The 10,793-nt window shown below is 61.1% G+C and carries 7 protein-coding genes; 2 read left to right on the forward strand and 5 right to left on the reverse strand.

What is annotated here, in order from left to right; genetic code table 11:
• Positions 1–45: 45 nt before the first annotated feature.
• Positions 46–2,418, reverse strand: a complete 2,373-nt coding sequence (locus tag AYR47_RS19210; RefSeq protein ID WP_061436342.1) for a TonB-dependent siderophore receptor — start codon at positions 2,416–2,418, stop codon at positions 46–48.
• 154 nt (positions 2,419–2,572) lie between these two features.
• Entirely contained in the window at positions 2,573–4,225 is a 1,653-nt protein-coding gene (locus tag AYR47_RS19215; RefSeq protein ID WP_061436343.1) for a cyclic peptide export ABC transporter, read from the reverse strand.
• A 200-nt stretch (positions 4,226–4,425) separates the two neighbouring features.
• Between AYR47_RS19215 and AYR47_RS19220 the strand changes: the two genes are divergently transcribed.
• Entirely contained in the window at positions 4,426–5,256 is an 831-nt protein-coding gene (locus tag AYR47_RS19220) for a N(5)-hydroxyornithine transformylase PvdF (RefSeq protein ID WP_033897432.1), read from the forward strand.
• A gap of 58 nt (positions 5,257–5,314) precedes the next feature.
• Here AYR47_RS19220 and pvdO read toward each other — a convergent pair whose 3' ends face one another.
• The 3 genes from pvdO to pvdM are packed head-to-tail and all read right to left on the reverse strand — an operon-like array spanning position 5,315 to position 8,852.
• Entirely contained in the window at positions 5,315–6,175 is an 861-nt protein-coding gene (gene pvdO / locus AYR47_RS19225) for a dihydropyoverdine dehydrogenase (RefSeq protein WP_033897433.1), read from the reverse strand.
• Positions 6,176–6,209: 34 nt separating this feature from the next.
• Entirely contained in the window at positions 6,210–7,484 is a 1,275-nt protein-coding gene (gene pvdN, locus AYR47_RS19230) for a pyoverdine-tailoring periplasmic protein PvdN (RefSeq protein ID WP_061436344.1), read from the reverse strand.
• Between the two features lie 18 nt (positions 7,485–7,502).
• The gene (pvdM, locus tag AYR47_RS19235; protein WP_061436346.1) at positions 7,503–8,852 is read right to left on the reverse strand and encodes a pyoverdine-tailoring dipeptidase-like protein PvdM; all 1,350 of its coding nucleotides are present in this window, start codon (positions 8,850–8,852) and stop codon (positions 7,503–7,505) included.
• Positions 8,853–8,994: 142 nt separating this feature from the next.
• Between pvdM and pvdP the strand changes: the two genes are divergently transcribed.
• A complete protein-coding gene (pvdP, locus tag AYR47_RS19240) occupies positions 8,995–10,620 on the forward strand; it encodes a pyoverdine maturation tyrosinase PvdP (protein ID WP_061436348.1) in 1,626 nt (541 codons plus the stop codon).
• The last annotated feature ends 173 nt before the right edge of the window (positions 10,621–10,793 follow it).

The raw sequence follows: 10,793 nt of genomic DNA on the forward strand, positions 1-10,793 counted from the left end.
CCCCTGACCATTCAAGTGGCCAGGGGCTATTGTTGTTACCCGAGCTTAGAAGCTCCAGCGCGTCGTCAGCATCACATTGCGTGGGTCACCGTAGTACGCCGAGTTGTAGAACCCGATGTTGGTGTAGTACTTCTTGTCGAACACGTTGTTGACGTTGACTGTGGCAGAGACGCTCTCGGTCACCTGGTAGCGGGCCATCACGTCCACCAGCCAGTAGGGGTCTTGCGCAAATTTTTCCTTGCGGTCTGTGGTGGGGTTGGTCAGCACCTGCCAACCTTCCCCCTGCCAGCGTACACCACCGCCCAGGGTCAGCTTATCCAGAGGCCCCTTGAGTTTGTAGGTGGTGTAGAGGTTGACTTGGTCTTCCGGCTCCCAAGTGGAGACCTTTTCGCCGCTTTGGTCACGAATGACTTTATGGGTGTAGCCAGCTTGCAGCTGCCAGCCGGGGGCCAGTTCGCCGGAGATTTCCGCTTCGAAGCCCTTGGTCTTGGCTTTGATACCTTTATAAGGGTTGTCGATCAGCGATATGCCGCTGTAGTTCAAGTCGGCTTCAGCGCGGTTTTCCTCCTTGATTTCAAAGTAAGCCAGGCTGGCATTCAGGCGACCGTCGTAGAACTCACCCTTGAGGCCGATCTCGTAGTTGGTGCCTTCATCCGGTTCGAGCATTTTGTTGCTGGTATCGCGGTAAGCCGTTTGGGGCAGATAGATGTCGGTGTAGCTGGCGTACAAGGAGTAGTTGTCGTTGAGGTCATAGACCAACCCGGCATACGGGATGACTTTGCCGGTGTCCTTGGTGTCGCTGGTGCCGGTCACCTGGTAATTGGCGACCCGCGTACCCAACAACAGGTGCAGATCGTCCATCAGGCTGAAGCGCGCGGTCATGTAGTTGCCGGTCTGGCGTGTGGTTTCGTCGTTCTTGAAGCCCACTTTGCCCCAATCCGGTTCGATGCTGTCGCCATTCCAGTTGTAGAAGTCGTGAACGTTGTTGATGTAGGTCGGGCTGTAGTAGTCCTTGCCCACCCAGTGTGAAGAAGAGATCGATGAGCCGACCACCAGTTCATGCTCGCGACCGAAAAGGCTGAAGGGACCGGTCAGGTACACATCGCCGCTGTCGCTGACGGTTTCACCGGTGAACTTGTTGCCGTAGATCGAGGACAGCCCCGTCACGGGATCTGGCCGCGTGAGGGAGCCCAGCGGGGCGTTATAGCCGTTGATCTGGTGGTTGTATTGGCCTTTGGCGACCCAGCCGTTGTCGAAGGTGTGCTCGAGGGTGGCGAACGCGGTGCGCGAGTACTGCTCCCATTTGCTCCACTTGGCGCCGTTGTTGAACGAGCGCGGCAGGCTGATCGTGTTACCGGCCCGGTCATAGATGGGGCGGCTGCCGGACCAGCCGGAGCCTTTCGGATCGTTGTCCTGATAGTCGGCGCCGACGGTCAGCAGAGTGTCCTCGTCCAGGTCGAACTCGAGAATGCCGTAGAACACACTGGTCTTGCGTTCATAGTGATCCATGAACGAGTGTTCTTTCTGGTAGGCGGCGACGGCCCGGCCGCGGACGTTGCCGGTTTCCGTCAGCGGACCGCTGACATCGACTTCCGAGCGATATTTATCCCAGGAGCCCGCACCCAGTTCGATGTGGCCCTGGAACACCGAAGTCGGTTTTTTACGCACCAGGTTGATGGTCCCGCCCGGGCCGCCGGCGCCGGTCAGCAGCCCGGTGGCGCCCTTGAGTACCTCGACGCGGTCGTAGATCGCCATGTCGGTCAGGGTCTGGCCGGCGGAGTAGGGCGCGTTGCGCGTCATTGGAATGCCATCGTACTGGAAGTTCTGGATGGCAAATCCGCGTGAATAGTAGTTGGTACGCTCGCTGTCATACGTCGACACGGTAATGCCCGGCGTGTGGCGCATGACACTGTCGATACCCGTCAGGCCGAAGTCATCCATGGCCTGGCGTGTGACCACCGAGATTGATTGCGGTGTCTGGCGGGGTGTCAGAACCATGCGTGTAGCGGTAGCGATGGTGCCGGGGGTATAGGAGCCCGTGCCCTCGGTGACCGTACCCAACTGGTTGGCCATGACCTGGGTGGTACCCAGTTCCAGGGCGGATCCGCCGCTGGCGCTAATGGTCACAGCATTGCCTTGCAGGCCATAGTTGACGCCTGTGCCCTTTAGCAGGCTGGCGATAGCTTTGGTCGGCTCAAGCTTGCCTTTCACTGCAACACTGGTTTTACCCTGCACATCCGTCGGGCTGTACAGCACCTGCAGATTGGTCTGGCGACCAAACGCCTGCAACGCCGTCCCCAACGGTTGTGCAGGAATATCGATCTCGATCTCTTGGGCCTGTACATAACCAGCCATGGGCAAGGACACCGCAAGGGCGAGGGCACAAGGCTTGAGGTTGAAGTTCAGGGCCCTTCGCATGGATAGCGCTTTGCTCAGAGGGCTGAGACCGAGTCTTACTGACATGGATGAGTTCTCTTCTATGTTTTAGGTTGGCAGTTTATAGGTGTTTATTGAGGTCAATTCTCATTACCACTAGTGAGACGTTCCTACCTGCAGAAACCGGAAAAGAAATTCACGCCGGTTCCATTTCGTGCACCACTTGGCCGGCGCGCAGGCGCACCAACTGGTCGGCAATATCGAAATAGCGGTCGTCGTGGCTGATCACGATGATGGTCTTGCCCAGGCGCTTGAGGTCCGGCAGCAACTCGGTGTAGAAGACGCGACGGAAGGCCGGGTCCTGGTCGGCCGCCCATTCGTCGAACACCAGCACCGGGCGTTCTTCCAGCCAGGCGTTGACCAGGGCCAGGCGCTTGCGCTGGCCGGTGGACAGGTCGGTGGTGCTGAATACGCCGTCCTTGACGCTGACCTTGTGCGCGATTTCCAGGCGCTCCAGGTACTTGGCGGCACTGTCCAGGGACTGCGTGGCGCTGCCTTGGACCAGGTCATCGAACAGGTAGTAATCGGCGAATACGGTGGTGAACAACTGGCGATAGTCATCGCGCGCGGGGTCGGTCACGGTTTCGCCGTTAAGGCGGATTTCCCCTGCCTGCGGTTGATACAGGCCAAGCAGCAGCTTGATCAGCGTGGTTTTGCCACAGCCATTCTCGCCCACGATAAACACGATATCGCCCTGCTTGATGCTCAGGTTTATCGGCCCCAGGTGGAACGGCTGGCTGCCTTCCACCGGCGGCGGGCTGTAGCTCACGCCGCGCAATTCCAGGCTGTTGACCACCGGCGTGGGGGCTTCGCTGCCATCCATCAGCAGATGGGGTTCAGGCGACGAGAAACGGTCAGAAAGCTCGGTGATGCGCGCAAAGGCAATGCGTGCCTTGCCAATGATCGGCAAGTAACCCACCACATGCTCCAGCGGGCCTTTCATGTACAGCAGCACCAGCACGAAGCCTGTGATCACCGCCGGGTCCGGGTTGGGGTTGTAGGCCTGCATCGCCAGGGCCAGGCCGATGACCACGAAGAACAGCATCGAGCCGAACGTCTTGGCGACGATATAGATGTTCACCGAGCGCACCTGGATGTCGCTGATGCGGTCGGCGGTTTTCTGGATGCGGTGCGTGTTCATGCGGTAGCGGCGTGGCCGGTGAATACGCAGCTCCTTGGCGCCCGAGGCGATCGCAGAGTAATAGCGTTGCAGCTCGTCCTCCTGGTCGCGGGCCTCGTCGAAGCCGCGGATGCCCTTGTGGCCTGCGATAAATTGCACGCTGCTGCCAATGACGATGGCAACGATCATCATCAGGAACATCGGCACCGATAGGTACGCCAGGTAGCCCAGGCAGCCGAGGGTGACGGTGGTCGCGATGGCCAGTGGGGTGAACGCGAAGGAGAAATCGCTGATGGTGTCGACGTCATGGGTCAGCACCGGAATCAGGCGGTGGGAGCGATACTGCTCGATCTGTTCAATAGGCGCCGATAGCACCTTTTCGCCCAGGTCCTTGCGCAGGGCCGCGATAATCCGCTGGCCGACGTAGTTGGTGCCGATATCCGAGACGATCGAACTGGTCAGTGCCAGCAGGCACAGCGCCGCAAACGTCAGAATCACCCCCTGCGTCATTCCGGTGGAGGAGTGCAGGGCATTGTTGATGGTCGCCAGCAGCAACGTGATGGCCAGGCCGCCGGCCATGCCCAGGGCGACGGAGACCGTCACGATGGTGCGAAAGGGCCTGAGCAATGCGAGCAAACCGCTGAAGGCGCCGCGCTTGGGGTCGGTCATAAATACTTCCCGGAAAGTGAAAAAGAGGGGGCTGGGCACACAGACCCTTACCCATGACAAACGAAGGATTGGCGCGACTATTTAGCTCGGTGTGCCCGATGGTGGCGGGGGTGGATAAATTGCACGGTGGCTGGTTCGTTCTTGTGGTGTAGGCGCACGCGTATTGGCGCGTGCCTGATCTATCCAGCGAGAGCGAAACAATGACGAAAAAGAATCTGGTGTACGTGTGGTCCCTGCGCAATGCCGCGGCTGACAAGGCCGGGCAGCCGGTGGCCTACAAGGACCATGAGCGCTACATGATGTCGGTGTTGGAATCCCTGGCGGGGGCGCTGAACGACACGCCGCTGGGCGAGGCCTACAACCTTGTGGGCGTGGTGTATGACGACGACGAGCAGAACCCGCGGGACCAGCAATTGGTGGCCGACTACGGTTTTGCCTACAAACCTGGCCGCCAATGGTTGTATCCGGCCGACCTGCGCGTACAGGGACGTCTGGTCAATGACTTGCTGCTGAGCGTGCCGTCGACCTATCGACGCCTGCCACGGGGAAGTGCGGAACACATCGCCGGCAAGCAGGACTTCGAGCGCCGCCTGCACGACACGCTGGTGGAGTTGAAGGCCGATATCGTGGTGCTGGACGGTTTGCTGGTGATCCTGGATGAACTGGTGCGTCCCGGTGCGCCATTTGCCCGTCGTATCATGAACATCCATCCGGGCATTACCCGCATTGAATCGCCGTACGAGCGCCGCGGTGCCTATGCCACCTGGAACGCCTTGTACGGTGCGCGTGGTTTGACGATCACGGATTGGGCGACCAAGGCCACCACGCCATCGGAGCCGCTGTACCTCACCGGTGCGTCTTTCCACTACGTGGACAACGGCATCGATTCGGGTGAAGTGTTCCACGACGTGCTCAAGACCGAAATCACGCCGCAAGACACCATCCTTGAGTTGCGCTGGAACAACTTCAATAACAGCCTGTTCCCGGCGTTGCATGAAGGATTGGCGTTGCTGGCCCAAAAAGGAATCTAACGCGGGCACGGTTAAAAATGTGGGAGCGGGCTTGCTCCCACATTAAATCTCCTGTGTGTTACAGGTCGCGTACTACCCGAAACCCAATCCAATCCCCGCGCGTCTGCGGGTAGATCGTGTTGCGGTTACCCGAGCGCGAAAACACCGGCGCTTCACCCCAGTCATTACCCCGAATCATGTAACCCTCGCAGTTAGGCTCCATCCACGCGCTGCCATCGGTAGGCGCGCCGATGTAGTTGGGGTGTTCGCAGTCGGCCACTCGTTCGTAAACGTTGCCATGCATGTCGTACATGCCAAACGCATTCGGCGGGTAGCTGCCGACCGGTGACGAATAGCTGTAGCCATCTGCGGGGCCATAGGTATTGGCGTGCTTGGCGATGCTGTAGTCCTTGCCTTCATCGAACGGGAAGGGGAACGGCCCGGTAGAGCCGGCGCGCGCGGCGTACTCACGCTGGGACTCGCTGACCATGTGGTACTGCTGGCCGGTCTTTTTCGACAGCCAGGCCACATAGCGTTTGATGTCATCCATGTCCATGCACACCGCCGGCTGGCGCGGGCCTTGGGGATAGCGTGGCTTGCTGGCGATACATTCGCGGCCGGGGCGGGTGTCGCCATCGGCGATCTTCACGCCGGTCTGGCGCACGTAGCTGTCCCATTCGCCAGCGGTGATATGAAAACGGCTCATGGCAAACGGCTTGGCGAAGGTCACTTCATGCATCGGGCCTTCATCCGGCTCGCGGCCGACTTCATCCTCGGGCGTGCCCATAGTGAAGGTGCCAGCGGGCAGCACCACCATTTCCGGGCAGTCCTTGCAGTCCTTGAACACCTTGCCGGGTTGCGGCGCGGCGGCCTGGGCCAGGGTGGGCAGCAAGGCGCCGCACAGGGCGGTGAGCGCCAGGGCTGTGAGGGGTTTGTTCATGTGGGCCTCTCATTCAAAGGGGAAAAGGTGTGCGTCACGCCCGCTGGTTCAGCAGGGTCATGAAGCGCTGGATCTCGGCGGAGGAATTGAGCAGGCCGGGGGCGGTGCGGATCACCGGGCCGACATCGCGGTCCACCGCGTCGATCACTACGCGGTTTTTCATCATGTAGGCCGCCACGGCATCACTGTCCTGGCCCTTGACGCGGAAGAAGGTAAAACCGGCCGACAGTTCTGGGCTGCGCGGGGTGACCAGTTCGATCTTCGGCTCTGCCAGCAATTGCTCTTTCAGTTCGGTATTGAGTGCGTGAATCCGCGCTTGTACCTGCGCTTTGCCCAATTGCAGGTGCAGCTTGAACGCTTCGTCCGCCGCCCAGCGATGCTCGAAGGCGTGGTAGCCGCCTGGCGTCATGCTGGTGGCGAAGTCCTTATCTTCGGAGAAGGTCGGCACCATCGGGGTCACGTCGTTGTTCTGCGGGTCGCGGGCGCAGACAAGGCCCGTGCCGCGTGGGCCGAACATCCACTTGTGCGTGCCGGCAATGAAAAAGTCGCAGTGCATGTCCGGGAAATCAAGGTTTTCCACGCCGAAACCGTGGACGCCGTCTACCACATAAAGGATGCGGTCCTGCTCGTCACGGTTGCGGTTGTGTTCCTCCACCAGCTTGCCGATCTCGCCGATAGGCAGCTTCACGCCGCTGCCGGACTGCACCCAGGTCATGCCGAGTACGCGGGTGTTGGGGCGGATATTGCGCTGGATGTTGCCCAGTACTTCGTCGGCGGACACCCGGTGGGCGTTGTCGAACAGGCGAATCTTGCGGACCTGGGTCTGCTCCTTGCGCACGCGGAAATCCAGGCTGAACTCGGTGGCATAGTGTTCGTGGACGGTGGTGAGGATTTCCTGATCAGGCCGCACCTTGATCCCGCCATAAATCATCGCCAAACCTTCGGAAGTGCTGCCGGTCAGGGCGATCTGCGGTGGTGTGGCCTTCAGGTAGCGGCCAGCCCACTCGCGCACCTGGCCTTCGCGTTTCCAGGTTTCCTGCAGGTCCCAGTCCATGGCCAGCCCAGGGTTGCGGTCGATCTGCGCGCGGTAGCGTTCGATGGCCTCGCGCACCGGCTTGGGGTGAGTGGCTACCAGGAAGTTGGAAAAATGCAGGTAGTTCGGGTCCTGGTTGAACAGTTGCTTGAGTCCCGTCCATGGGTCATCGGGTGGAGCGTTGGCGGCGATGGCCTGCGGGAGCAGGGCGGCGCCCAGTGGCAGGCTGGCGGCAAATACCCCGGCCTGCTTGAGAAAGGTACGGCGGTCGGTCATGGACTGGCTTCTGGATGATTAACGGTTGGCCAAGGGCTTGGCGGATTTTTGGACCTGGTCCCATACGCGCAGGAAGTTGCCTCCCCACAGCTTGGCGATATCGGCTTCGGAGTAGCCGCGCTGGATCAGTTCGGCCGTGACGTTGCGTATTTCGCCGACGTTGTTCCAGCCCTGAACGCCGCCACCATCGTTGAAGTCCGACGATAGGCCAACATGGTCGATGCCGATCTTGCGCACGGTGTAGTCGATGGCGTCCCCCAGGTCCTTGAGGGTGGCCTTCGGTTCTTCATCGAGGATGCCGTACAGCGCACTGGCGTACTCGCCGAACTTGTGTTCCGGCCAGGCGGCAATGATCGCGTCGCCCGGCATCAGCGCCACGGCCAGGTTGGGCAGGGGTGGCAGGTCGAAGCGGGCGCGCAGGGTGTTGAGCTTGTCCTGGGTCGGCTGGCTCAGCGGGCGCAGGTAGGCGGAGAAGCCGACGATCTGCACCACGCCGCCGCTTTGCTTGATCAGTTGCAGCTCTTTGTCGCTCAGGTTGCGCGGGATATCCACGGAGGCACGTGGCGCCGAATGGGACGCCACCATTGGCGTGCGGCTCAATTGCGCCACTTGCTCCAGGGCCTTGGTCGACATTTGCGACACGTCGATGATCACCCCCAGGTCATTGAGGCGGTGCACCGCTTGTTTGCCGATATCCGACAAGCCATCAAGGGCGTCAGTGGAATCGTTGAAAAACGGCAGCGGCCGCGATGAGTCCGACCAGGCGTTATTGCCCACATAGCTGAAGCCGAACATGCGCATGCCGCGCGCCGCCCACAGGTCCAACTGGTTCAAGTCGTTGCCCAGTGGGTAGGCGTTGAGCATGCTGATAAAGATCGCAAACTTGCCTTCGCCATGCAGGCGCCGGAAGTCATCCGGGGTGTAGGCGATGGCGACCTGATTGGGGAAGTCGCGCACCATGCCGCTGATGATCTTGTAGCGCACTTCCTGCTCGTTGCGCGCGGCCTCGACAAAACCGTCGGTGGGTTTGTGCGGCGCATTGGGGCCGTTCCAGATTTCCGGCCAGCCAAAGATGGTCAGCGCTGCGCCGGACAAGCGCCCGCGTGCCGCCTTGACCAGATCGAACTGGCCTTCGCCGTCCTTGTCCGCTTCGTTGCCGGCAGTGCCGAAATCCACGGGCACGGTGATATGGCTGTCGAACGACAGCAGTCGATCCTGCATTTCGTTGGCCTGCTTGATCACCGCCAGCGGGTAACCGGCATTGCCCTTGAACCAGTGATCCCAGACCAGGAAGCCGGCCCCGGCACTGATGGCCAGTGCCAGTGGCAAGCCGATGTACAGCGCCTTTTTCGAACGTGGTTTTGTCATTGCCATCTCAGTCAGTTGAGGCCTTCGCTATCAGGGAAGAACGAGTGATCGGCGGCAAAATTTAGGCGGCGAGGGCGCCTCGGTAAATTTCCCCGGCGGGCAAACGTTCTAGCTCTGATAAAGCCGTTTCCTAAGGTAGACAATGACCATCTCTCGACGTGGGTTCATCGCAGGCCTGGCGCTGACAGGCGCCGCGGTGCCGGCCGCCTTCTATGCCCATCGCGAGTTGACGCGCGAAGAAGAATTCCCCATCACCCCCGGCGAAGCCACGGTGGACCTGGCCGACACCGCCGGCCAGCACCTGGCGAACACCCTGCGTGGGGTGTGGGACCTGCGCCTGGAAGGCCGCGACGCCGGCCTCAAAGGGCTGCCATTGCAAGATTTGCAACTGCTGCTCGACATTGCGCCCCGTGGACGCGGTTTGCGCGGTTACCTGGACACCGCCGCCCACCTGCGCGCCGAGGGCGAGCCGCGCTACCGGGTGTTGGGTGACCTGTTGACGGGGGAGAGCGCCGTGCTCTACTGGCGGCTGATCGACCGCGATTCGGCCGACGGTACGCCCGCCTATGAATTCAAGATGACCCTCGACCAGGTCTGGGCTGATTTTGCCAACGCGGGCAGTAGCACCCTCAGCGGGCAGATTCTCGACCTGGATCGTCCCCTGGCCTTGGTCGAGCGCGATAACCGTTTCATCGCCCATAAGCACTGGTTCCCAGAAGCCCGCCAACGCATCGGCCTCAATCCGACCTTGCTGGCTTGGCTGATTGCTCCCGAACACCGTCTTTTCCACCAGCTGTGGCACGCCACCCGTGACCAGTGGCACAAACTCTCCGAGGAAAAGCGCGAGGCCTTGCGCGGTATCGGCTGGCAACCCGGCCCGCGCGGCCAGGAACGCGATGCGCGGGGCAAGCGCAAAGACCGCAACGGCTCGGGTATCGACTTCTTCTTCATGCACCGCCACATGCTCGGCACCGCGCGCTCCATGCAAGACCTCCCCTCATGGCCGCAATTCCCCGAGCCGCAACCGGCCTTGGAGCGTGATCGCCACGGCTTTTTGCGCTATTTCGACAACCACGACGGTTTCGCACTGCCGCCCACTTGGTGGGCGCCGGATGACAGCGACTACACCCAGTGGGTCAGCGATATCAAGGCCGCCGAGACCTATCACAGCAACTTCCAGGTGTGGGAGTCCCAATACCGCGACCCGCGCTACCTGGCCAAATTCACCCTGGGGCAACTGGGCTCCGAGATGGAACTTGGCCTGCACGACTGGCTGCACATGCGCTGGGCCTCGGTGCCGCGTGATCCCTCCAACGGCGCCCCCGTGCCCATGGCCCGTGACCCTTCCGACTTCGCTGCACGCTGGTATGCGGCGGAAAACGACTTCCTCGGCGACCCGTTCTCATCCCACGTCAACCCGGTGTTCTGGCATTTCCATGGCTGGATCGACGACCGCATCGAAGACTGGTTTCGCGCCCATGAGCGCTTCAATCCGGGCGAAGTCCAGCGCTTGCAAGCCAACGGCGTGGCCTGGTTCGCACCGGGCCGTTGGGTGGAAGTCGGCGACCCCTGGCTGGGCCCGGATACCCATGGTTGCAGCACCACGCCGGGGTTGCAGGTGGGCAAGTCGATGGAGATGGACCCGGAGGTCATGAAGCTGGCCTTGCGCATTACTTTTGGTGAAGACGAGGGAATGTTGCAGGGCTTGTTCAAGCGGGTGCCAAAGCGGCCGTGGTATGCGCGTCACCTGAAGCTGAAAACCCCATGAATGGGGCTGTGGTGGGTGCTCCCACCACAGATTGAACCAACCCAATCCCCCCTTGTCCCCGCTTCCCATGTCACCCCCCGCCTGCCAAATCCCTTAATTTTCCAAGCCTGCCGGAAGCCTCTCCAGGCCCCCGGCTGCGCCCGCTTTTTGGATGCGGGGCGCACAGCACCCGA

It is taken from the genome of Pseudomonas azotoformans, from assembly GCF_001579805.1.
In the GTDB taxonomy this organism is placed as follows: Bacteria; Pseudomonadota; Gammaproteobacteria; order Pseudomonadales; family Pseudomonadaceae; genus Aquipseudomonas; species Aquipseudomonas azotoformans_A.

Bases quoted from the DNA above. Each gene is read 5' to 3' on its own strand.
- AYR47_RS19215 (WP_061436343.1), bottom strand. From the start codon at position 4,225: ATGACCGACCCCAAGCGCGGCGCCTTCAGCGGTTTGCTCGCATTGCTC.
- AYR47_RS19220 (WP_033897432.1), top strand. From the start codon at position 4,426: ATGACGAAAAAGAATCTGGTGTACGTGTGGTCCCTGCGCAATGCCGCG.
- pvdN (WP_061436344.1), bottom strand. From the start codon at position 7,484: ATGACCGACCGCCGTACCTTTCTCAAGCAGGCCGGGGTATTTGCCGCC.
- pvdP (WP_061436348.1), top strand. From the start codon at position 8,995: ATGACCATCTCTCGACGTGGGTTCATCGCAGGCCTGGCGCTGACAGGC.
- AYR47_RS19210 (WP_061436342.1), bottom strand. From the start codon at position 2,418: ATGCGAAGGGCCCTGAACTTCAACCTCAAGCCTTGTGCCCTCGCCCTT.
- pvdO (WP_033897433.1), bottom strand. From the start codon at position 6,175: ATGAACAAACCCCTCACAGCCCTGGCGCTCACCGCCCTGTGCGGCGCC.
- pvdM (WP_061436346.1), bottom strand. From the start codon at position 8,852: ATGACAAAACCACGTTCGAAAAAGGCGCTGTACATCGGCTTGCCACTG.